We start from the raw sequence: 23,079 nt of genomic DNA on the forward strand, positions 1-23,079 counted from the left end.
TTCAGTCATGCGAACCATTGCAACCATAACTGCTAATGAAATGCGAGCCATCAATCGCTCCGCTGTGCTGGAGGTGATTCGCCAGTATGCGCCTATCTCTCGTGTGGAGGTGGCTAACCGCTTGGGGGTTTCGCTCCCCACTGTCATGCGTTTGGTGGACGATTTGCTCGCTGAAGACCTGATTCGCCCATCTCAGACCAGTGTGTCTACTGGGGGCAGGCGGGGAGAACTGCTTGAGTTTAATGCATCCGGTCATCTGGTTGTGGGGGTAGATCTGGGAGGCACAAAAATTCATGGCGCCATTACCGACCTTGCAGGCAACATTCTCCATGAGGTCAATGTCACCGGGCATATGACCCATGGGGAGGATAGTTACTCCCTGCTGGTGAACCTGCTCGAAAACCTCAGTTCCATCGCCGCTTCTTCCGGGAAGCACTTGCTGGGCTTGGGGGTGGGAGTGCCCGGCGTGGTTCATCCGGAAAGCGGCGAGGTTAGTCTGGCACCAGCCTTGAACTGGAATGATTTCCCCCTGCGTCCTCGTTTAGAGCGCTATTTTGGTTTGCCGGTGGTGGTGGAAAATGATGTAAACCTTGCGGCGTTGGGAGAATTGTGGTTCGGCGCCGGGCAGGATGCCAATACGCTGGTACTGATCACTGTGGGTACAGGCATTGGCGCGGGGGTGATTGTCAATGGGTGTTTGTATGCTGGCACGCACTTTATGGCGGGAGAAGTTGGGTATCTCGTGCCTGACCGCACTTTTTTAGGAAAGCCACTGGAAGGGTTTGGCGCGCTGGAACGGTTGGCTTCGGGAACCGGAATTGCCGAGCGTGCACGGCAAAGACTGAAGGCGGTGCGCCCGGTTGAGGCGCTGGAATCTTTGACCGCTGAAGACGTGTTTGAAGCGGCACGGGCGGGCGAGTGCTGGGCAACCGAGGTGGTGGATGAAACGGTGGATTATCTTGCCCAAGCCATTGCTGCTATTCAACTGGTCATCGACCCTGAGGTCATTTTGCTGGGCGGTGGTGTCTCAAATTCTGCCGATTTGCTGATTGAGCCCATCCTGCAGCGTTTGGCGGGGGTAATTCCTGTTCAACCTGCGCTCCTTCCGTCCCGTTTGGGGTATCGAGCAGGAGTCTTGGGGGCCATGGTGAAACTCTTACGGGTTACAGCAAATTATTATCTGCTTCAAAAGTTTTCCTGAATCCTTCATGTGCAAGTAAGGAGTTTGGGGAAAGCAGTATGGTATCAGTTTGAAGTCAAGAGGAGGAAAACATGAATCGGTTTGTTCATTCAATGCTGGTCGTTTTGCTGGTGTTTGGTTTGCTGGCGGGGTGCACCCCTGCTGCAACCCCCCAGCAACCTGCAGAGCCCACCAAAGCGGAGCAACCTCAACAGGTGACGCTGAAAGTGTGGGATATTCTGGTCAACCCGACCGAAGATGAAGTCGCCAAAACCCTGATCGCCGAGTTTGAAGCATCTCATCCCGGGGTGAAGATTGAGCGCGAAACCATGACCTTTGATCAGATGAAATCGCGCGCTAAGTTGGGGTTGAGTGCCGCCGATGGCCCCGATGTCGCCCAGATTAATCAGGGCTATTCCGATATGGGCGCCCTGGTCGCCGCCAATCTGTTGGTGGACTTAACGCCCTATGCCAAAAAATATGGCTGGGATAAGAAACTCTCCCCCGGCATTGTGGCGCGCAACAGTTTCACCCCCGATGGCAAGACCCTTGGTGAGGGCAACCTGTATGGCGTGCCGATTACGGCAGAACTGGTTGGCGTGTTCTATAACAAAGAACATTTCGAGAAAGCCGGTGTCACCGTCCCCAAGACTTTTGCCGAGTTTGAAGCCGCACTGGAAAAGTTCAAATCAGCAGGCATTGTCCCCATCAATTACGGAAGCCTGGACGGCTTTGTGAATATCCACGTCTTTGCCGAGATTCAGAACCTCAAGATTGACCGCGCTTACCTGGATGATTTCATCTACGGGCGCAACAATGTAAGTTTCAATATCCCTGCCAATGTGGAAGCCGCTGCCAAGATGCAGGAATGGGTCAAGAAAGGCTATTTCACCCCCGATTTTTCTGGCATCGGCTATGATGACTCTCTGGCGGCGTTCCGCTCCGGTCAGGGCGCCATGATGATCACCGGTTCGTGGATCAGCGGGGATGCCATTGCTCAGGCTCCGGGTAAGTTTGGTTTCTTCCTCATGCCCCCGCTCGAAGAGGGCGGCAAGCGTATGTCCACGGGTGGCACTTCAACGGCTTTTGCCATCCGTAAAGGCACGGCCAATGAAGAACTGGCGGCACAGTACATTGACTGGATGGTCTCCGACCGTGCCGCGCAGTTGTGGGCAGAAAAGGGCATTGTGCCGGTGGGCAAGGTGGAAGTGAAAGACGCCGATCCTCTCTTTGTGGATTTGCTCAAGGCCTGGGCGTACCTGAATGAGAATGACCTGGTTGGGCATTACCTCGATTGGGCAACTCCCACCTTTTACGACACGATTGTGGCGGCTTTTGCCGAATTGATGGCTTTGAAGATCACCCCTGAAGGGTTCGTGCAAAAGGTAGAAGCGGACTACGCTGCTTACCTTAAGACTCGCAATCCGTAGTGTGAATGGGGATTGGAGTGCCTTCCGGATGGCTTGCCTTTCGGAAGGCACTCTTCTCTTTTGAAAAAGTTTTTGCCGGCTTGGAAATCGCATGAACCGCTCTTTCAATCGCACTGCTTACCTTTACCTTTTCCCTGCTTTGGTAATCTATGGGATTTTTGTCCTGTATCCTATCCTTCAAACTGCTTACTACAGCCTTACCGATTGGAATGGATTGTCCTCCCCCCAATTTCTTGGCTTGCAAAATTACCTGAATCTTTTTCAGGATTCAGTATTTCTCAATGCTCTGTTTAACAACCTGGCATTTATTTTCTTTTATTCCATTCTTGCTATTGTATTGGGTTTGTTTTTCGCGGTTTTACTCACCAATGCTCCTTTACGCGGCATGGCGTTTTACCGCGCCGGATTGTTTTTCCCTCAGGTGATGGCGAGTGTGGTCATCGGTATGGTCTGGCGCTGGATTTATCATCCCCAGTATGGTGCGCTTAACCAGTTTTTGCGTTCAGTCGGATTGGGAGCATGGGCGCGCCCCTGGTTGGGAGATTTTGACTGGGCATTGACTGCAGTGGGTATTGTGGGTACCTGGGCGCAGTATGGCTTTTGTATGGTGCTTTTCCTCGCCGGTATTCAGAATATCTCTACTGCGCTTTATGATGCTGCCCGTATTGATGGCGCGGGATTGTTTCAGCAATTCTGGTACATCACCCTGCCCGGCTTGCGCAATCAATTGCTGGTGGCGCTTATTTCTACCCTCATCGCTGCTATCCGCATCTTTGACCTGGTTTTTGTGACCACACGCGGTGGTCCGGGAAACGCTACGCTGGTGGCGGGTATGTATCTGTACCGCAATGCCTTTGTCATTAATCGCGTGGGGTATGCTGCTGCCATCGCCGTTCTGCTTACTGTACTGATTCTGGTTATTTCTTATTTCATCCTGCGGCTTCAGCGTGCGCAGGATGAGGAATCCTTTGCATAGGGAGAAAGAATGAGCGTTGTCAATCCTGCTGTGAATGCCCGTCGCATCCTGGGCAGTGTCCCTGCTTATTTCTTCTTGACACTGGGTTTGCTGCTGGCGGTGCTACCTTTCATGCTCATCTTTGTCACTGCCTTGAAATCCCCGGGTGAATTGGGCAATGCTTTTGCGCTTCCCCAACAACTGCACTGGGAAAACTTCCTGCGGGCGTGGACGCAAGCCCACTTTGGCACTTACTTCAAGAGCAGTCTGATTGTCACATTGAGTGTTGTGGGGGTGTCTTGTCTGCTCTCCCTGCTTACCGGTTATGCCTTTGGACAACTGCGATTCCCCTTTAAAAATGGGCTGTTTTTCCTGTTCCTCATTGGCTTAATGGTGCCGACCGAAGCCTATATCATCCCGCTGTATTACAGTTTGCGGGCGGCGCATTTGACCGATACCTACTGGGCATTGATTCTCCCCCAAATCGGTATGAGTGTATGTTTTGGCAGTTTCTGGATGCGCGGATTCTTTTCCGGTATCCCCCGGGATCTTGTAGATGCCGCCCGTGTGGATGGCTGTAACGACTGGCAAGCCTTCTGGCATGTGATGATTCCCATGGTCCTGCCGGGGCTGTGGACCATGGCAGTGTTGTTCTTTATCTGGACATGGAACGATTTCCTTCTGGCGCTGGTGATGATTACTAAAGAAGGCTTGCGTACTTTGCCATTGGGACTGGCAATGTTCCAGGGTAAGTACACTACCGATTACACCCTGACCGCGGCGGGTGCGACCATTGTGGCATTGCCCACGCTGTTATTCTATGTGTTGTTCCAACGGCAATTCATTCGCGGCGTCACCGCTGGAGCCATTAAGGGATAAGTTGATAAGCGATGGAGGGAGGTAGGATGAACACAACAAAGATTGTCTTTATCGGTGCGGGGAGCATGTCCTTTGGATTGAGCATGTTCCGGGATTTGTTCAGTACGCAGGAACTCAAGGGCAGTGAACTGGTGCTGGTAGATATTGACCCTGAATATCTGGAACGCATGTACCGTCTGGCTCTGCTGATGAATGAGCGCAGTGGCGCTGGCTTGAGAATCTCCCGCACGCTGAACCGCCGTGAAGCCCTGCCGGGTGCAGGTTTCGTTGTGAACAGTATTGCCCTGGAACGCACCCGCCTCTGGAAACTGGATTTTGAGATTCCAAAGAAATATGGTGTGCGCCATACCCTGGGGGAGAATGGCGGTCCGGGTGGCTTGTTCTTCACCCTGCGCACCATTCCGATCATCATGGACATTATTCGGGATATGGAGGAATTGTGTCCTAATGCCTTGTTTATTAATTTCTCCAATCCCGAAAGCCGCATCATTTACGCGCTGGGCAAGTACAGCCGTATTCAAGCCATTGGGCTGTGTCACGGTGTCTTCATGGGGCGGGATGATGTTGCCCGCATCATGGGACTGCCTGCCGAAGAGGTGGATGTATGGGCGGCGGGGCTGAATCATTTCCAGTGGTTCCTGCAGATTCGCCGCCGCCAAACCGGCGAGGATTTGTACCCGCTTTTGCGGGAAAAAGAAAAGACCTTTGATCCCGCTTTCATGCCCTTGAGCCGCCGCCTGTTTCGCGCCTTTGGACTGTACCCTTCCTGTTCCGATGACCATATTGGCGAGTATCTGGCGTATGGCTGGGAGGCGGGTGAAGAGGGTTATGATTTCGATGATGACGAACGCTATCGTGTGTGGTTAAAAACCACCATTGACGGCGTTTTGAGCGGCGCAGAACCCCCTGCCGATTTCTTCCAGCCCTCGGGCGAGCGCGGGGTAGCGGTAATTACCGGCATTCTTCATAATCAAAAGCGCTGGATTGAATCGGGCGTGGTGTACAACCGGGGCGCCATTCACAACCTGCCTGAAGATTGCGCAGTGGAAGTGCCGGTAGTGGTGGATGCTCATGGTGTGCATCCCTGTACGGTGGGCAATCTCCCGGCGGGCATTGCCGCGCTGTGCAGTGTGCAAGCCCACATTCAGCAGTTGAGCGTTGAAGCCGCCATGCGCGGCTCGAAAGAACTGGCACTCCAAGCCTTGTTGATTGACCCGGTCATTCATTCGGCGAAAGCCGCAGAGCAAATCCTGGATGAATTATGGCAGATCAACCGTCCCTATATCCGCGCTGTGCTGTGAGGAAACATGGCATACCGTGAAGATATTTTGCAACAGCCGCAAGCCGTGCTGAACACCCTGAACCGCTGGGGGATGACACCCTCGCTGGAGCAGGTCGTTCATCGTCTGCGCTCTGGGGAATATCGGCGGGTAGTGCTGACGGGAATGGGATCATCTCTCTATGCTTTGATTCCTTTGTGGTATCGCCTGCTGGACGCCGGTATCCAGACGTTATGGGTAGAAACCGGTGAACTTCTCCATTATGGCGCAGAGTGGGTGAAGCCGGAGGATTTGCTGGTTGTGGTCTCTCAATCCGGGCGTAGTGCTGAAGTGGTGGAACTGATTAAGCGGAATCCTTCTCCCATTCTGGGCGTGACCAACACCCCGGAAAGTCCGCTGGCGCAGACGGCGGAGACGCTGGTTCTCACGGATGCTGGCGAAGAGGCAACCGTGTCCTGCAAAACGTATGTGGCAACCCTGACTTCTCTGGCACTGCTGGGTGAAGCCTTTTTAGGGAATGACCTTTTGCAATTACAAAGAGGTCTGGAAGCCACTGCTTTCCAAATGGAAGCCTATCTTTCTCGTGTGGATGACCACGTTAACCACCTGGCGGGCATATTGCAGGGCATTGAGCATGTCATTTATGCCGGGCGTGGGGTTTCGCTGGCGAGCGCCGAAACTGCCGGGTTGATCACCAAAGAGTCGGTCAAAATCCCTGCCGAAGGGATGAGCGCCGCGGCTTTCCGCCATGGTCCGTTTGAGTTAATTTCCCCGCGGCTGTTTGTGCTGGTCTTTGAAGGCGAAGAACCCACGCGAGCCTTGCACCGTAACCTGGTAAATGAGGTCAACCGCTTACAGGGCAGGGCGCAGTTGGCAGGAGAATCTGCGCAGGATGAAGTCTTCCACCTGCAACCTTTAAACATTCATGTGCGTCCTTTGATGGAAATTTTACCCGTTCAGATGATGACCCTGGCGCTGGCGCACCTGCGCGGCAGAATCGCCGGAGAATTTACCCTTGCCAGTAAGGTGACCGATGTACAATAAGGGATATTCCTGGCGAAAAGGGGAAGAAAGTATTCCCTTCTAATTTATCCTTTGGAGGCTCATCGTCATGTCATTGCTGACTCGCTTCAAGCAAGCGCCGCAAAACCTGAAAATTTTTGCCACGGTTTCCCTCTTAGCGGGAATGGCGTACAGTATTTACGATTCCACGTTCAACAACTTTCTGGAATCGCGCTTTTCACTGACCGGATTTCAGCGCTCATTTCTTGAGTTTCCCCGCGAACTTCCCGGTTTCCTGGTCGTTTTTGTCTCTGCTCTTCTGTGGTTTCTGTGCAGTCGCCGCTTGAGCGCTTTCTCATTTCTGCTGAGCGCCATCGGCGCGCTTCTACTGGGATATTTCACCACTAGTTACGCGGTGATGTCCATCTGGCTGTTCATTTACAGCATGGGAATGCATCTCTTTCTGCCACTTTCGCCCACCATCGGCATGGAACTGGCGCACGAAGGACAAACCGGGCGTCGTTTAGGGCAGTTAAATGCGATCCGCAACTTTGCGGCTATTCTGGGCAGTTTCCTGGTGGCTTTGGGCTTTCGATTCCTTAACTTTAATTTCAAAATTACCTTTACCATTGTGGCGGTGGCTTTGTTCCTTGCCACGTTGCTGATGCTTCTGATGGACAGGGGGCGTCCCCAACCTTCGGGGGTTTTCCTGAAACTTCATAAAGAGTATCGCCTGTACTATGCGCTGGTGGTTCTCTACGGTTCTCGCAAGCAAATTTTTGTGACCTTTGCGCCCTGGGTGCTGGTTTCCATCTTCCAGCAACCCACGCAGTTGATGGGTACGCTCTTCACCATCGGCGGAATTATCGGTATCATTTTCCAGCCTTTCCTTGGCTGGCTGATTGATCATTACGGCGAGCGCTTTGTCCTTACCGCTGAGGCGGTGCTGTTAGCCTTTGTCTGCATTGGTTACGGCTTTTCGCGCTCTTTCCTGCCCGAAAACCTTGCCCTTCTTCTCACCATCATCTGCTTCCTGCTGGATCAAATGTTGATGTCGGTCTCCATGGCACGGGCAACCTACATGAGGAAGATTGCCAAGAGCCCTGAGCATGTCCAAACTACGCTCACCGCTGGTGTAACCATTGACCACGTATTTTCCATCTCGGTGGCGTTGCTGGGCGGAGTGATCTGGAATGCCTTCGGATACCAGTATGTTTTCCTGTTCGGGGCGTTGATTGCGGTACTGAACTTCATCGTTGCCCGCCAGATACGCCTGCCCGGACGCGAAACTGTGCCTGTTTCTGCCGATTAAGGCTCTTCTTCCAGCAGGTCAATCCATCCCGTAGAACCGTTAACGCGGATGCGTTGACCGGTTTTCAAGCGCTGTGTCGCTCGTGCTACTCCCACCACTGCCGGGATGCCGTATTCTCTGGCAACCACCGCACCATGCGTCATCATCCCGCCAACTTCCATCACCAGCCCGGCTGCCGAGAGGAACAACGGCGTCCAGGAAGGGTCGGTGCCGGGACAAACCAGAATCTCTCCGGGTTGCAAATTGGCTTCCTTGGGGTTGAGGACTATCCGTACCTTCCCTTCAACCACGCCTGGCGAAACCGGGTTTCCTGGAATACGTGCATGGGTGGTTTCTGCGTTGGCAATTCCATCATAAAAAACCCGTCCATCGCTGAGCAACAGGCGGGGAATTTGCCTGCGGCGTTTCTCGCGTTCAAACGTATGGCGTCGTTGTGTGATGATTTCGCGCCATTGGCTGTCTTCTGGATGCTGAGAAAATTCGGCAAGTTCATCGTAAGTCAGGTAAAACACATCATCAGCAGAGCGCAGGAAACCTTGTTGAACAAATTGCTCGCCGATGTGGAGCAAGGTATCCCGAATAGCCCCCATCAACCGCACAGCAAAGAATTTGGGGTACTCTCGCATGCCCATTAATGCACGTAGCCGGCTGGCTAAAAATTGAATGATGTGCGCTTTGAAAAATCCCATCCGCGTGTGGCGAACACCTCTTAAAATCAGATTTAAAGCATTGCGAACCTTTTCTTCTCCGCCGGTAAAGACTTGTTCGGGGGTCAAATCCTGAGCGTTGATTTTCTGGAAACTTTTCAGCACTTCAAAAATATGGGTGGGATCTTCTTTCCAGCGTTCTCTGCCCAGGTCAATCTCGGCAAGCCCGCGCCTTCCGTACCGCTGTAAGAATTGGGAAATGGACTGCTGTAACTCTTCTGGTAAGCCATGCTGAAGATAGGCCTGGGCTAAATCGGTCGCTGTCATTTGCTCGAGCATCTGGTTTGAGAGCGGATCTTCCTTTGCCCTGCTGGCAATTTTCCACAATTGCAAATCCATCTCTGTGGTGGGGTTGTAAGGAAGCCCGCGGGTCAGTTCCAGGGGAAGGTCTGTCCATTGTTCTCGCGAAAGCCCTTCAGCCCCTTCTGGAACGTGCTTGCAGAGGATGCGGATGAGATTCAGAGAGGCGACCCCTGTGGCAACAATTGAAACCAGTCGCACAAACACATGAGGAAGGTTCTTTTTTACATATCCGGAAGCAATTGTAAGCGCATGTTCCAAAGCCTGTGCGGGGGGCAGGTCTTCAAGAGATTGAAATTGAGTATCCAATTGCTGAAGTAGAGCCTCTGTTCTGGAAACTAACTGGCGCCGGCGGGGATGGGGAGCAATTACATTGAGCAGGGCATTGAAACCTACGGGAATCAAAAAGCGGGCTAGCCGTAAGCGGGTGATGGGACGCACAATGGGGTGCGGGGATTGCAAGCCCGGTTCCCTCAAAAGCACTTCGAGAAGGTTGCGTGTGGAAGGCTCAACCCATCCCAGCGCTCCACAGGCTGCCTTCCTTCCAAATGTTGTGCGCAGGATGGGAGTAATATTTGCCCATAACCGTTCACCTGCTGAGAACAATGCGCGCTGGGTTTTATGAGTAAAGCGATAGCCGAACAATCCGGCACCAGCGGCAAACAGCATGGCAAACGTATCTCTCCCCAGGGGGGTGATGGGGTCTAACATGCCCTGAACCGCTCCAACGGAGAAGAAGACGTGTAAAGGCTCTTCAGGCAGGTTTTCAGGGAGCGGGTAAAGCGAAGTAATGGGACGGGATTGCAGAATGTAAATCTGTTCCTTCTGGATTGCCCATTCGATATCCTGAGGAAAGGCATACAACCGCTCAATTTGTTTACCCATCTCTGCCAGGGCAAGGATTTGGGTGTCGCTCAGAGCAGGCAGACTGGAACGGTCGGAGATGTCTTCCTGTAAACCGCCTTCGCTTTCACTCTTCAATGACAGGGCTTTTGCGCCTAACCGTTTGGAAATAATTCTTGCAGGGGAAACTTGAACGAGATATTCATCGGGCTCACTGCGACCGGAAACCAGGGCTTCCCCCAGCCCTAAAATGGCATTGATGACCACTTCGCGCCTTAATCCGGTCAGCGGGTTAGCGGTAAACATGACGCCGGAAACTTCGCTTTCCACCATGGACTGGACGATCACCGCCAGAGCCAGATTTTCCTGTGGCAGTTGATTGCGCAAACGGTAGCCGATGGCGCGCGCCGTCCATAAACTGCTCCAGCACTTAATGGTGGCTTTCAGCAGAGAGGTTTCTCCCCGCACAATCAGGAAGGTGTCCTGCTGACCCGCAAAAGACAGATCGGGTAAATCCTCAGTGGTTGCTGAAGAGCGCACGGCAACGGGGGGCATCCCCATGCGCTGATAGGCACTCAGCAACTCTTGTTTGAGGTGGTCAGGAAATTGCCCTCGCCGGAATTGAGCGCGGATGGCTTCTGAGGCTTTCTCCAATTCCTCCAATGTTGGATTGGAAAGCGAGGCTATGGTGGAGCGGATGAAGTCTTCCAGCTGGTTATGCAGAACAAACTCAAGGTAGGCTGGGGTGGTCAGGATCATTCCTTGAGGTACGGGAAACCCTGCTTGCGCCAGTTTTGCCAGATTTGCCCCTTTGCCTCCACTTAGATCCAGAGAAAGCGCGCTGGAATCGTAAAAGGATACAAGTTTCGGTGAGAACGCAGTCATGGGGTTCATCCTTCATTTTCGTGTGGAGATGATTCATGATAGCACGGTTTGAATGAATCAAAAAGCCGAAGCGGACGCTTCGGCTTTTTGTAAAAGACAAATCCTTTTATGGAATTATGGAAGAGTTCCAATGACATCAAAAGTGCGCAGAATCTCATCAAACGCGGCGGCATCCTGATCGTTGGTCATGTTGACCATAACGGTGACCAGCATGGATGTCTTGTACTGTTGCGGGCGGGCGGCGAGGACGACCAGTGTATTGGCAGAACCACTGCATTTCTGGAACACATCATATGCGCCTTCAAAGGCACTGTCTTTATAATCGTAACGCCCGCCGTACTCGCAACTGGCTTTGAATGATCCGCGGTAAACATCCAGCAATTGAATGTAGCCGCCCAGTTTGGCGATATCGTCCGATACGCCAAAGAATACACCGGATTCATTAAAAGTGTTGTTGAATGCTTCCAGATTCGCCGCGGCGGTAATGGAAGCGCCAATCACGTCACCATTAGAAATCCACGGCGAACCGTCTACCTCGCTCCATGCGCTGGGGATGTTGACCTGAATAGACTGATAGTCATCGGTGACGGTAACATACTCATCGTAACTTCCACTGGTTTGCCCTGAAACATCATCTCCCAGAGTGTTGGCAAAGGAAAAACTGGTCTCCAGGGCGCGTCCGTTCAGTTGTCCAGCAAGCACTTCGCCGGTAGAAAATCTTAATACTTCAATAGAAAGTGTATCGTCCGGTTGATGACTGCGTAGAATATCACAGTAATCGGAGTACGTGCCGTCGGTTGCCAGAATCAGCCCTTCCATGCGGGTCAGGATGTCTCCACCCTGCAAGCCGGCTTTATCGGCAGGCGACCCGGATTTCACCGAAGCCACCCATATCCCGCTGAGACTGCCATCTTCAGAAACTACAGCCTGTCCGTTGATGCCAATGGATTCATAATCTTTCCCGGAACGAAGCGTTTCGATAACTGAGAGAGCATCCTGAGCATTGATAGCAAAGTTATAGTCGTACTGGTCGTTTCCAGCATAATTAATACCGACAACTTTGCCTTCGTTGTTGACGAGCGGTCCTCCGGAATTCCCTCTCCGAATACGGGCGTCATGTTCAATCACCGAGTCCACGGATGCCCATGAGACTTCTCCGCTGGCTTTGGCTTTGGAAACAATGCCTTTCGTCAGGGTGTATTCGGGATCGCCCAGGGGGAATCCCGCGGCGTAAACCTCCAAACCCGGCTTAACCTCCCCTTTGTAAAACTCCAGGTAAGGATATCCGTCACCTTCCAGGTCAATTACAGCCAGGTCCCAGCATTCCGAAACCCCCAGTACTTTGGCATTGCGGGGTTTGCTTTCTCCGGCAACAAAGACTTTCAGCAGCGCTGCGCCGGTCACTACGTGATTGTTGGTCACCGCAATACCTGAAGGATCAATAATCAACCCACTTCCACGTCCTGCTACGTTATATAATGTGCCGAATTCCGGGTCAACAAATGTCCCCTGGGCTTCAATCTGGATAGTGGCTTTACGTACATCCTCCACACTGGTTACCAATCCTTCGGGTACAGGGGTAGCCGTGGGTTCTACGGGCTCAGGGGTGGCGGATGGGACGATGACTTCGGGTGTCTTAGGCGTGGAGGGCGCACATGCACTTAAGATCAGCCCGAAGAGGACAATTACACTAAATATTCGAAAGGGATTCATACTTTTTCTCCTTGGGATTTAGACTTATTTTACCTAATTTGGTAATATATACAAAATTTTTACATATTTTGTAATGAAACTAGAATACAAAAAGATCTCCTTTTCATGCTGAAATCAATTGCAGGAAAGGTGGGGGCTTTTCTTGTTTAGAAAAACACTTCACACTTTCGTGGTAAATTTTTATACTATATAAACTGCAAGATTATACATTTTCCAGAATCATAATCCATTATGCATATTTTCTTGTAAAAAAATAGTGGGGGATGGGTGATTTTTATGCAAAAAGCCCTTGCATTTTTGCAAGGGCTGATGGGCTTATCCTCTTTTCCACGCTGTTCCTTTTTGGATGGCTTTGAGGGTATTCCAGAACACGCGAATCCACAACAAAAGCAACCCCAGTGCAAAAAGCGCTCCCAGCGTTTCAAAGAAAGCAGACTGCAGGGTTCGGGCGAGGGATAACGTCAGCGCAGTAAATGCCCCGCCGGGAAAAATATACCCCCACCAGCCAGGATTGTATGGGATACCTCCATGTTTTTCCGCCCGGAGGGTGATGGGCAGAACGACCCCCAGCCACCAAATGCCCAAGCCCCACAGGGCCAGTGCCGCTACGCTGGCGAGTGGCAGGAAGATCGTCATGGCTTCACCCAGGAAGGAAGTCCCGGCTTGTGCCAGACGCAAGAGCACCAGGCCGCCTACGCCAAGGGGACCCAAACCAATCCACAGGGAGGGAATCATTCCGGCAGGTGGCAGGGAATGAAAGATGAGCCGTTCATAGAGAATTGCCGCTACCATCAGGAAAAGGAAAAATCCCGCACCCCAGAAGGCAATTGAAAGAGCATATAGAGGATTCTGAAAGGATTCCGGCGCAAGAGGAATGAGGGAAAGCAAAGCCAGTGGAATGATGATGTTGGTTACCGGCGGAATAAACCACGCCCCGTTGGCTTGGTCTTTGCGCACCTCCGGATTGAGAAACAGAAAATACGTGAAAGCCACACTGAAGGCAAACCCAAGTACTGTCCCAATACCGCTCAGGATAATCAGCAGACTGGTGGAAACAGAAGGAGGAAGCCAGAGTTTTCCTGCGCTGGCAGTAGCACTGGCTAATACCAGGAAGCCTGCCGGCAAGGTTGCAAACATGGCTCCGAAGATGGGATGTTTGAGGTCTTGCAGGCTTTCTTGAGGGTAAACGATCCAGCGATATACAGTGGGGATCAGCAATCCGATTAGTAAGATCAGTGCGAAGAGATGAAACCCCACAGCAGCGGCTTGCAATACTGGCTTGAGAGCAACGAGACCGGCAGGGTTGAGCGAGAGAATGGTGGCGAGGATTGCAGTTCCCATTACAGCGCCAAACCAGCCGGGGTGGAAGGTACGCAGAATTTCCTGTCGAGAGCTTTGGACAGACATGTGCGGTGTTTATCTCCTTTTTGCCGAACTCTTTACATCAGATGCACGATGTTTCAAAAAGATACTTTTTGAAAAAAGCCGATTTCAGGTGCTTGTCGGAATTATTCTGTGATAGACTAAACCATAAGGGTGCTTAAATTTCAGGGACAATGATTAATCCTGAGCCATTGGACAAATTACGGAAGTTCTTCGGGGCAGAAGGGGAATCCTTTGTCCGAGAGGTCGTTACGCGCTACCTTCAGGGCGTAGAAGGGATGCTTACCGATTTGGAGCGTTTTCTGCAACAGCAGGACACCGTTCAGTTCGCCCGGGTTGCGCATACTCTGAAAGGCAATAGCGCCTCGGTGGGTGCTGAGGAAGTTTCTTCCCTGGCGGCAGAATTGGAGATGATGGGCAGAAATGGCGATCTGAGCGGAGCCCCTGAAAAAATTCTGCTTCTCCGAAATGCTTTTTCAATCGCTAAAAATGAATTGGAGCAGATGCTCCGAGGGAAGGCCCCCTGAACCTCTCAGTCTCCCGGACTGGGGGTGGAAACCAGCACAATCGTACCCAAGTCCTGTGTCTTTCCCCGTTGAACGGAAATGGGATATTCATTTCCCATACCGTTGCGCGCTACTACCAGCGAATAGTTTCCTGCCGGAAGAGTGAGAGAAAATTGTCCATCAGCATTTGTGCTGGTTTGCCATTTTGTCCCAGTGATGAAAATCTCGGCATTCAAAGGTTTCCCATCTTTGTTCACCACGATTCCCTGAACGCTGCCTGTACCTGCAAGCGTTTTGGCTGCAGGGCTCTGGAAAAAGTTAATGGCGGCTAAAATTATAATGATTACTGCCATCCCCACCAGTAAAGACCGAAAGCGCTTTCTGCCGGTGGATGAATTGCTCTTTTTCTCCACAGGCAATCCCTTGCGATAGGTTTCCAGAGAAGGTGATTGTTCTTGTGGCATGCTTCCTCCCCTTTGGGTTTGTCATTTCACCGAATTGACCGTTACCTGATCGACGCTGATGGTGGAATTATCCCAGGTGCGCAGTCCCATACCGCCCTCAGTATAGGTGTTATCACGGGCTTCCAGGACCTTAACCCCATCCACATAGGCAATGTACGTGTTCCCCTGAACGACTAACTGGATATTTCGTGGCTGGCTGTACCAGTCGAATGAAGGGGCTTTGGCAACGGCAAAAGGCGGGCTGATTTCACTGCCATTGACCCATTTTCGGAAGATGAACCCCCCATATCCCGGGTCGTATTGAAAAGAATACCCGTTGACGGCATTCGGGTTGGTAGCACGGAAAAAGATGCCATAGCCATTGCCCTGAAACAATTGGGCTCCGTTTAACGAGATAACATAATCTTTCTGGGGGAGGTCACGGAAAATCCTTCCTTCTCCAGGACCTGCCAGCAACTTGCCGTCCTGGGTCTTCCAGATACCGCGCACAATCGTCCAGGCATTCAGATTATTAAAGTCATCGCTGAAAAGGGTTTGACAGGCGTTGGAGCGGCTGATTCCACAGTACACCAGGGTAAAAGCGTCACGCAGGCTGAGTCCCATGGCTTGCAAACTGAGATAAACGGCGACCAGCAGAAGCGCCACAAAAAGGGCGTATTCGATTAAACCCTGTCCTTGTTCTCGATATCCTCTTCTAACCATGGCTGTTCTTCTCCGCAAGGTACTCCATCACCCGCTGATAGGTTGGGGTTGGATTGACGGGCGGGTTATTCTTGTGATCTTCCCGGCTCAAGAGATAGGCAAAATTTTCAAAGAGGGCAACCAGAGGGGGGTTGGTGTCATCCAGGACTGCCGGCACACCCAAATTAATGGATTTGACCAGAGGCTCTGAAGCATATGGAATCACCACGTCGATTTCCCGTTTCAGGGTCTTTTCAATGGCTTTTCGTGCCAACCCGCGACGTTCAAAGGTCCAGTTCAGCAGTAACTTGACACGCTCCAGGGGGTAGTTGAGCATTTGGAAAGTTTCCATTGCAAGCAAGGTGGCCCGCACCGAGGCTAATTCCGGCGCCAGCAACAACCAGATTTCATCGGCTGTGTCCAGTCCGGCGAGGGTTTTCTCGCAGAACTCATGGGGCAGATCCAGGATGATATAGGGGTATTCTTTTTTCAGCAAGTCCAGCACATGGGACACTTTGGGTCCGTCAATCATTTCCCCCTCTTCAGGGTGATTGGGGGCTACCAGCACCAGAACTCCACTTTCATGGGGACGGAGCACATTCCGCAGGACTTCAATGTCTATCTCTTCATTGGGAATGCGTGCCAGATCTGCCCAGGAATTGCGTGGTGGGATGTTCATCATCAGCGCACATTGTCCACATGCCAGCACCAAGTCCACCAGGGCAGTGGGTGTACCCCAGAGTCGTGTCAGCGCAATCGCTGTGTTGGTAGCCAGGGTGGTTGTGCCAATACCCCCTCTGAGAGAGAAGAAAGCAATCACCTTCCCCGGACGTACCTCTGGAGCCTTCACTGTGGCTTTGATGCGAGCCATACGGCGAAGCAGCACATTCACCCGCATGGTAAGTTCAATGGGGTCGAATGGCTTGGGGATGTAATCATCGGCGCCCGAGTCAAAGCCCTTGATTTTGTCTTCAACCGTTGAAAGTGAGGTGACCAGAATAATGGGGATGGCTGAGGTAATCGGATTGGAACGGATGCGCTGACAGGCTTCGTACCCGTCCATCTCCGGCATATTGACGTCCATAATGATTAAGTCGGGCTGATGGGCAATGGCTTTCTCGACGGCTTGTACCCCGTTTTCGGCTTCGAGAAATTCAAAGCCCTCGGTCGAGAGGGTCTTTGTGACCATCAGACGCATCAACGCATCGTCATCTACCACAAGAATCTTTTCGGGCATGGTAGAACGCCCTCCTATCTCAAGGTTCTGCGATGATTGACCTGTATCTCTACAAAAAGAACCATTTTTATTTTACGGCTTTTTTTGAAGAAAATATCCCCAGAGTCATCCTTGTTAACCAGCCGTAAAGAACTTATCCTTGAGGAAAGGGATAAATTTACATTTACTTTTCACTTCGTAAAATCGTCTTGTCAGTCTCCCGGGTTTCGTATATTCTAGAATGCGGGAGGCAATCTATGAGGGGAGATAACAGGAGAGAAAAAGGTCAGGGGTTACTTGAATATGCTCTGATTATTCTGCTGGTGGCGGCAGTAACAGGCTTGGCGCTGGCAGTGAGCGGCGTTTCACTTCGGGATGTCTATGAGCGGATGCTAAATGCCTTGAGTGGTAAAACCTCTCCCGCAAGTTGCAGTGTGAGTGCGGCTCAGTTGGCGAACTGGCAGGGACTGGAGGGGAACTGGCGGGGTGGCATTCAACCAGCAGTGGACGGTTTTCAGGTCTGTCAGTTGTGTGCAGGCATGCTGGGAGGCTATTCGGGAAGTGATTATGTTCTTGACCTGTCGGGTGTACAGGTAGAGAATGTTTTACCCGCCAATAACGGTTTTGGCGTGGCATTTCGGGCTGAAAGCGGCGAAAACGGCATGAGCGGGTACATGTTCGAAATCGAACAGCAAAATAAAACTAAGCCTCCTGTGGTTTCCTTTACCAAGTGGGTGAATGGTGTTCGGGTTAACCCTTCGCTGGGGGAGGTTGAGTTACCCATGGGCTATGATTGGACAACTTCTCCCAGGATTCAAATTGATGTGCGCGGAGATACCTTCACGGCTTATCTGGACGGCAAACCCATTCTCACGGTTAAAGACACTACTTACAAAAAGGGTGGGGTAGGGGTCGCTACCAAGAACGGTACCACCCTGAGATTCAAGGACATTACCGCTCAGGACCCTGCTTGTCAGCCTGTTCAACAGGGAAGTTCCCCCGTGGCCACTGCCACACCTGTTCCTTCTCCCACAGTTGGAAAGACATTTTTTCCTCAACCTGTTGAGACCTTGCCGCCCGGCAAGCAAAAACCCTAGATGGGAGGAAAGATGATTTTCGAAGAGTCTCCCTCGCTGGAATTATATAAAAAGGGCATTCCTGAGAAACTGCCCGATCCTCATCGCAGGAAGAAAATACTTTGGGGAGCCATCTCCGCTTTGATGGTCGTGGTTCTGGTTTTAGGCGGCATACGGATGAAACAAAGCGGCGCGCTGGATTGGCTCACCGGAAAAGGTACGCTCACGGGGGTTGTGGTGGATGACTTTCACCGCCCTATCCCTGCCGATGTTTATTTGCTCGACCTGGATCGGAGTACCCGTTGTGATGAATTTGGACGCTTTACTTTTGAGGGGGTTCCTGCGGGAACCCACACAATACTTATTGCGTACCGTGTAGCAGGCAGAGAATATCCTGCGCAGGTTTTCAGTGGCCGCATCAATGATGCAGGTACGTTGCGTTTTCTGCCGGGAGATTTTGATCATGGGTGGAGTCAGGCGGTGAATGCGTTGCCTTAATTGTGAATTTACCGGTAAAGAAAAAAGCCCTCTGCAAGATGCCACTTGCCCGCAGAGGGCTTAACTTTTCAATCATCGTCCTCGGTTTTATTCTCGTTTTCTTTGCCCGTTTTGCCAGTGGCGTCCTCACCGACTCCTAAAGAATTTTCCAAGCCAAGAATCAGGGCTTGCTTTTCCTGAGCGCTCAGGCGTGCCTCGGGGTGCATGGGAAGGTAGAACCATGGAGGCATGGAGCCATTTTCAATCACTTTACGAACCTCATCGGCTTCGTTCTTTCGTATTCCCCACTCCGAAACGTTCAATTTGTTTCGTCCTTCTCTCACATCTCGAACAATCAGCCAGGAGGCGGGGGCAATGCGGGAATACCAGGGCCAGGCGGTCTCGTTGCTGTGGCAATCTCCACAGGCGCGCATGAACATTTCGCGAGTTTGTGGCGAGTCCCAAGCCGGCTCTGCAATCACAGCAGGGTTTTTCTGCACGGCTTCTACAGGTATGACCTGAAGAACCCCAAACACGATCAGAATAAAGAGACTTCCAAAGAGGAAAACTTTGTTTTTCACTTTAGACCTCCCTCAGAACAGTCTTTACTCGGTAAAGGATATCTGTAATGATTGAAAAAAATCCTGAAAGGCTACTGAACATTTGCTGAAAATTTCATTGTTCTGTGACAAATGCAAGCCAGCCCTTCCGGTGGGTTTGTTCTCCCCATTCTTGAGGGGAGGATAGGAACACCCCGGGCAGGTCGAAAAGTTCATGTCCATGGCTCAGCCAGTCGAGGACAGCCCGGCGCAGAGAGGTGTCACGTGGAGCATCGTTTCCGGGGTATTCACGGCTTCCAAATACAAATTCCAGCAGAAAACCTGCACTTCCCGGATGGGGGTAGAGATAGAATTCCCGCTGAAACTGCAAGATGTGGCTATCCGGACGTAAAAGGTGCTGAAGTTGCGGGGTAAACATCCAGGTGTGGCAGTACACTCCTCGGAACGGATTTTCTGGGAAATGCCCTGGGAAGAAGGCAAAAGCCCTCTGTAAAGAATCTCTACACTCCTCCAGGTTAAGATTTTTTCCCCGGGGAATATGCACGTCCAGTACCCAATCCCCATGTTGCAGGGCGATTTCCCATGTGTCACGGGTGAAGAACGCCGGGACTTTCAATGCATACCCCTGTGGGGAAATGGGATGTCCCATCCATCCATCTTCATTCTCTTGTCTTTGTGGATACCAGACCTCTTCGGTCGGAACAGGCAGGTCTGGGTTGCCAGCCCCAACCGCATAGCCGTCTGCGCGGAGAGGTTGATCAGGGTCAGCCAGCAGGATGACCTGGTGGTGAAAGCGATGTCGCAGAGCCAGCACTTTACCTGGAAAGGGCAAGAGCATGAATTGCAACCTTCCCAGTGAAATCAATCTCCCTGAGAGATGGCGGGCAATCCATGGAAAGTGTTCAAATCCCCAACGCCCATACTTTTGCGCATACCACTCTATGTAAAAGGGAATGTCTGCCATAGTTTCGGCAAAGGTGTCCATGGAGATGCCTCGACGTTGATAGGCTTGCAGGGTGTGGGGCAGCGCATTGAGATAAACCAGAAGGTAGAATAGAGATGTGCCGTCCCCCAGTTGGGCTTCTATGACCGGGTTAAAAGAGAGTGGAGACCAGTCAAAATGCCATTCTCCCCGATGAGCCGTTTGTTCATGAAGTGCAAGGAAAGACTCCATGAGGTTGGAAGAACGTTGAATCTGATGTGCCATGTCTTCTAATGCCTGGACGGCTCCCTCAGAGAGACCTAAAAATTGCCACCAAACCAGGCGGTTTTTGGCATTCCACCAATCCTCTTCTGAGAGGGTTTCTTCAATTCTTTTCATCATACATTTCTACCCGATTCCTGCCGGATTGTTTGGCATGGTATAGTGCCTGATCTGCATAACCAATCAGGTCTTCAAAGGTTTGGGTAAGTTCATGTTGTTCTGCCACGCCCACGCTGACGGTGATGCGCAGTTCTCCCTCAGGTGTAGAAACAGGACTTTGCTCGATCAGTTTCCGCAATCGCTCAGCAATGCCTGCGGCTTCCTGTTTGGGTGTTTCCGGTAAAACCAGTACAAATTCCTCGCCCCCGTATCTTCCAAAGATATCCACCTCCCGAATGGTTTTGCGAATTATGTGGGCAAGAAATTTCAGGGCTTCATCGCCTACTGCATGTCCAAAAGTGTCGTTAATTTCCTTAAAGTGATCCAGGTCAATCATCAGCAATGAGAGTGGACGATGATGGCGCTTTGCCCTGGAAAACTCCCGTTTGCCTTCAATGAATAATTGACGCCGATTGAGAATGCCGGTGAGGTCATCCAGCGTTGCCAGTTGTTGGACTTCGGAGAACAGGCGGGCATTTTGCAGGGCTAAGGCGGCTTCACTGCAAAAAGTTGCCAGCAAACTGGCGTGATAGGGAGTATAAACGTGAGGTTTCACGGATATCAGTGAGAAACAGGCAATGACTTTATTCTTTGCCACCACCGGCGCTCCAATCCATGCCCCCCAGAGGAATTGGGCTTTCAATCCAGGTATGATGTTTCTCGATAGCGGGGATGATGACCGGTTCATGGCTATCCAGAAGGCTGGAGAAAAACGGTGAATTTTCCAGATTGAAAACAACCTTCTGGAGAGATTTTGCGAGGGCATTGGGCATGGACTCATGGATGCGGGTGCGTACCAGTTTAGGGCTATTCTTCTCCATGAGGTACAGATATGCGGCAGAGTATGGGACAAGGCGACCGACCTGCTCTACCAGTAAATCCAGCAAACGTTCCATGTCCAGAGTACTATCCAGCACCGCACCAATTTCACGTAAGGACTCTGCCAGCAGGCGTTGCTCTCGTTCAATTTTCATCAGGCGCGAGTTTTCAATGACAACGCTGGCATGGTTGGCAAAGGTTTGCACCACACTGGCTTGTTCAGGGCTGTGGTAAGCGTTGGGTGTATAGTGATCCAGTGTCAGACACCCGATGACCACCCCACGGGCAATCAGTGGCACACCGATCCAGGATCGCACATGGTGGGTACCGCCATATCCTCGAAAACCAATTTGTTCATCCACAGTGGGAATAAGCAAAGGTCGGCGCATTTGAATCATTTGGGTAAATAACGCATCGTCCAGCACGGAGTAAGATTTTCCGACTACCTCACTGGTGTTGGCAAACCCCCTTGCGGCTACGGCTATCAATTGATCCCCTTGGAGCAGGAAAATACAGGCGCTGTCGTATTCGATGAGGGTAGCAAGGTGAAGCAGAATGTTGTCCAGCACTTTTTCCAACTGGATATCCGGCGTAATTTGTAAGATGACAGACTGTAAAACTTCTGCCACCTCACGCCGACGACTTTCTTCCTGAAGAATCGTGGCATTTTCCAGCGCAGAAGCAATCCCTTTCATGAGGCTGTCCAGCAAGGACAACTCTTCAGGTGAAAAAGCCTTCTCGTTGTTCTTTTTCCCGATCCCAACAAACCCGAGAAGTTTTTCCTTAGCTCTTAAGGGGAACACAACTTCCAGATTGCATTCCGGCGACAGAGGAGAAACCTGCAATAAAGGGAGAATTTGTTTGGAAAAGAGCGGGGAACTGGCTTGTGAAAGTAATTGTATCAATTGGGCGTCTGAGGGGAACGTCAGCCTGAGACGTTTCTCTCCTGTTTCAGCCTGAAGGGTAAATTCCGATTGGCTTCGATGGAGAGTCCAGAATCCCACATGGTTTACATCCAGGGCTATACGGATCTCTTTAACCACCGTGTGGCAAAGTGTGGGCACATCAAGCAGGTTCTGGATGGTTCTTTCCAATTCTTTGAGATGATGTTGCAGTTTGTACCGACGGGGAAAAAAGAATCGCTCCAATCCCTGTTCCAGGTGAAGGTATAAAGGGTACGAGAGGATAGCCACTATTGCGGCAATCAGCGCAATTAGCATCTTTCCGATATTGGATTCGAACCAGTGGATTCGAAAGACAAGGGTGAAAACAAAGAGAAGCGCTAGGTAAACCAGGGCTAGTAATGTAATCCCGATAATCCGGAAAAAGGTGTGCTTGAAAACAAGGTTGATATCGGCAAGATGATGGCGCAAAATGGCGTAAGCCGTCAGAATTGCCGCAAAGAAATTGGCTACAAAATCGATGTATGGCAGATGAATGCCTGGAAAGTAAGTGAAACTTCCCAGAAAAATCAACAAAGTAGCAGTGATGAGGTACTTGATTTGATTCCGTTGAAGAGGGTCTCGGGAATTTTTATAGGTTTCCAGCAAGTCGCTTATAGCCATAGCCAGGGCAATGCTTGCCAGTGCAAACATGGGGAAAAATCCCCAGCCCATACGAAAAAACGGAAAAGAATTGACCAGGGTAATGCCCGTCACCAGTTGATTGGTCAGGTTCAGGATTTGAATGAGAAGGTATGCGGTGTAAAAAAAGTAGCGCCAGCGAAGGCGGATCTTGGCCGTGTAAACTCGAACAAATTCCCAGAATGCCACCGGCACAAAGGATGCTCCGGCAATAGCCAGATGATCCCAGAAGAGAAAACTGATAGGGCGGTTAGGGAGTGTTATAGAAGTGATTCCTAAACTCCAGAACGACATGGCTCCCAGATAGACCGAGAACCAGCGGTTGACCGGGCGTTCGGAATGTTTCCATAACACCAGTGCCGCCAGCATGGCGTAGAACAAAAAAGCAAGCAGCCCCAGCACCGTTACAATCATTCGGACGTTGTGAAAACCAGAATTGTTACTCCAATTCTAATGGATATCTAT

Annotated in this window: 20 protein-coding genes; 10 read left to right on the forward strand and 10 right to left on the reverse strand. The window is 51.3% G+C overall.

Features of this window, described 5'->3' with window-relative positions; all coding sequences use genetic code 11:
- Positions 1 to 7 precede the first annotated feature (7 nt).
- The 7 genes from ANT_RS04485 to ANT_RS04515 all read left to right on the forward strand — a co-directional run bounded on the left by ANT_RS04485 (position 8) and on the right by ANT_RS04515 (position 8,038).
- Complete coding sequence (locus tag ANT_RS04485) at positions 8 to 1,201, forward strand: ROK family transcriptional regulator (protein ID WP_013559322.1); 1,194 nt, start codon at positions 8 to 10, stop codon at positions 1,199 to 1,201.
- Between the two features lie 71 nt (positions 1,202 to 1,272).
- Positions 1,273 to 2,610: a sugar ABC transporter substrate-binding protein gene (locus ANT_RS04490; RefSeq protein ID WP_013559323.1), complete on the forward strand. Its 1,338-nt coding sequence runs from the start codon at positions 1,273 to 1,275 to the stop codon at positions 2,608 to 2,610.
- 91 nt (positions 2,611 to 2,701) lie between these two features.
- Positions 2,702 to 3,586, forward strand: coding sequence for a carbohydrate ABC transporter permease (locus tag ANT_RS04495; RefSeq protein WP_013559324.1), 885 nt, complete (start codon positions 2,702 to 2,704; stop codon positions 3,584 to 3,586).
- A gap of 9 nt (positions 3,587 to 3,595) precedes the next feature.
- The gene (locus ANT_RS04500; protein WP_013559325.1) at positions 3,596 to 4,444 is read left to right on the forward strand and encodes a carbohydrate ABC transporter permease; all 849 of its coding nucleotides are present in this window, start codon (positions 3,596 to 3,598) and stop codon (positions 4,442 to 4,444) included.
- A gap of 26 nt (positions 4,445 to 4,470) precedes the next feature.
- On the forward strand, positions 4,471 to 5,745 hold the full coding sequence (locus ANT_RS04505; protein WP_013559326.1) for an alpha-glucosidase/alpha-galactosidase: 1,275 nt from the start codon (positions 4,471 to 4,473) through the stop codon (positions 5,743 to 5,745).
- A 6-nt stretch (positions 5,746 to 5,751) separates the two neighbouring features.
- On the forward strand, positions 5,752 to 6,768 hold the full coding sequence (locus tag ANT_RS04510; protein ID WP_013559327.1) for an SIS domain-containing protein: 1,017 nt from the start codon (positions 5,752 to 5,754) through the stop codon (positions 6,766 to 6,768).
- A gap of 67 nt (positions 6,769 to 6,835) precedes the next feature.
- A complete protein-coding gene (locus ANT_RS04515) occupies positions 6,836 to 8,038 on the forward strand; it encodes an MFS transporter (protein ID WP_013559328.1) in 1,203 nt (400 codons plus the stop codon).
- On the opposite strand, the gene ANT_RS16075 is transcribed toward ANT_RS04515, so the two are convergent.
- The 3 genes from ANT_RS16075 to ANT_RS04530 all read right to left on the reverse strand — a co-directional run bounded on the left by ANT_RS16075 (position 8,035) and on the right by ANT_RS04530 (position 13,893).
- On the reverse strand, positions 8,035 to 10,773 hold the full coding sequence (locus ANT_RS16075; RefSeq protein WP_049784816.1) for a PEP/pyruvate-binding domain-containing protein: 2,739 nt from the start codon (positions 10,771 to 10,773) through the stop codon (positions 8,035 to 8,037). The two genes, ANT_RS04515 and ANT_RS16075, sit on opposite strands and share 4 nt — an antisense overlap.
- 114 nt (positions 10,774 to 10,887) lie before the next feature.
- Positions 10,888 to 12,486 (reverse strand): S1C family serine protease, encoded by a 1,599-nt coding sequence (locus ANT_RS04525; RefSeq protein ID WP_013559330.1) that lies wholly within the window; start codon positions 12,484 to 12,486, stop codon positions 10,888 to 10,890.
- A gap of 315 nt (positions 12,487 to 12,801) precedes the next feature.
- Entirely contained in the window at positions 12,802 to 13,893 is a 1,092-nt protein-coding gene (locus ANT_RS04530; protein ID WP_013559331.1) for an SLAC1 family transporter, read from the reverse strand.
- A 149-nt stretch (positions 13,894 to 14,042) separates the two neighbouring features.
- Between ANT_RS04530 and ANT_RS04535 the strand changes: the two genes are divergently transcribed.
- On the forward strand, positions 14,043 to 14,396 hold the full coding sequence (locus tag ANT_RS04535) for an Hpt domain-containing protein (RefSeq protein ID WP_013559332.1): 354 nt from the start codon (positions 14,043 to 14,045) through the stop codon (positions 14,394 to 14,396).
- A gap of 5 nt (positions 14,397 to 14,401) precedes the next feature.
- On the opposite strand, the gene ANT_RS04540 is transcribed toward ANT_RS04535, so the two are convergent.
- The 3 genes from ANT_RS04540 to ANT_RS04550 are packed head-to-tail and all read right to left on the reverse strand — an operon-like array spanning position 14,402 to position 16,757.
- Entirely contained in the window at positions 14,402 to 14,839 is a 438-nt protein-coding gene (locus tag ANT_RS04540) for a carboxypeptidase-like regulatory domain-containing protein (RefSeq protein ID WP_013559333.1), read from the reverse strand.
- A gap of 21 nt (positions 14,840 to 14,860) precedes the next feature.
- Positions 14,861 to 15,541, reverse strand: coding sequence for a 3-keto-alpha-glucoside-1,2-lyase-like domain-containing protein (locus ANT_RS04545; RefSeq protein WP_013559334.1), 681 nt, complete (start codon positions 15,539 to 15,541; stop codon positions 14,861 to 14,863).
- Positions 15,534 to 16,757, reverse strand: coding sequence for a response regulator (locus ANT_RS04550; protein WP_013559335.1), 1,224 nt, complete (start codon positions 16,755 to 16,757; stop codon positions 15,534 to 15,536). The genes ANT_RS04545 and ANT_RS04550 overlap by 8 nt, the downstream gene beginning before the upstream one ends.
- A gap of 236 nt (positions 16,758 to 16,993) precedes the next feature.
- Between ANT_RS04550 and ANT_RS04555 the strand changes: the two genes are divergently transcribed.
- On the forward strand, positions 16,994 to 17,833 hold the full coding sequence (locus tag ANT_RS04555) for a LamG domain-containing protein (RefSeq protein WP_013559336.1): 840 nt from the start codon (positions 16,994 to 16,996) through the stop codon (positions 17,831 to 17,833).
- A gap of 12 nt (positions 17,834 to 17,845) precedes the next feature.
- Positions 17,846 to 18,310, forward strand: a complete 465-nt coding sequence (locus ANT_RS04560; RefSeq protein WP_041454647.1) for a carboxypeptidase-like regulatory domain-containing protein — start codon at positions 17,846 to 17,848, stop codon at positions 18,308 to 18,310.
- 68 nt (positions 18,311 to 18,378) lie between these two features.
- Here the strand turns inward: ANT_RS04560 and ANT_RS04565 are convergent, their stop codons facing one another.
- The 4 genes from ANT_RS04565 to ANT_RS04580 form a co-directional block, all read right to left on the reverse strand.
- Positions 18,379 to 18,870, reverse strand: coding sequence for a heme-binding domain-containing protein (locus ANT_RS04565; RefSeq protein WP_013559338.1), 492 nt, complete (start codon positions 18,868 to 18,870; stop codon positions 18,379 to 18,381).
- A 94-nt stretch (positions 18,871 to 18,964) separates the two neighbouring features.
- A complete protein-coding gene (locus ANT_RS16080; protein ID WP_013559339.1) occupies positions 18,965 to 20,173 on the reverse strand; it encodes an acyltransferase domain-containing protein in 1,209 nt (402 codons plus the stop codon).
- Positions 20,157 to 20,810, reverse strand: coding sequence for a GGDEF domain-containing protein (locus ANT_RS04575; RefSeq protein ID WP_013559340.1), 654 nt, complete (start codon positions 20,808 to 20,810; stop codon positions 20,157 to 20,159). The genes ANT_RS16080 and ANT_RS04575 overlap by 17 nt, the downstream gene beginning before the upstream one ends.
- On the reverse strand, positions 20,797 to 23,028 hold the full coding sequence (locus ANT_RS04580) for a GAF domain-containing protein (protein WP_013559341.1): 2,232 nt from the start codon (positions 23,026 to 23,028) through the stop codon (positions 20,797 to 20,799). Before ANT_RS04580 ends, ANT_RS04575 begins: the two co-directional genes overlap by 14 nt.
- Positions 23,029 to 23,079: the final 51 nt, after the last annotated feature.

This window comes from Anaerolinea thermophila UNI-1 (assembly GCF_000199675.1).
In the GTDB taxonomy this organism is placed as follows: domain Bacteria; phylum Chloroflexota; class Anaerolineae; order Anaerolineales; family Anaerolineaceae; genus Anaerolinea; species Anaerolinea thermophila.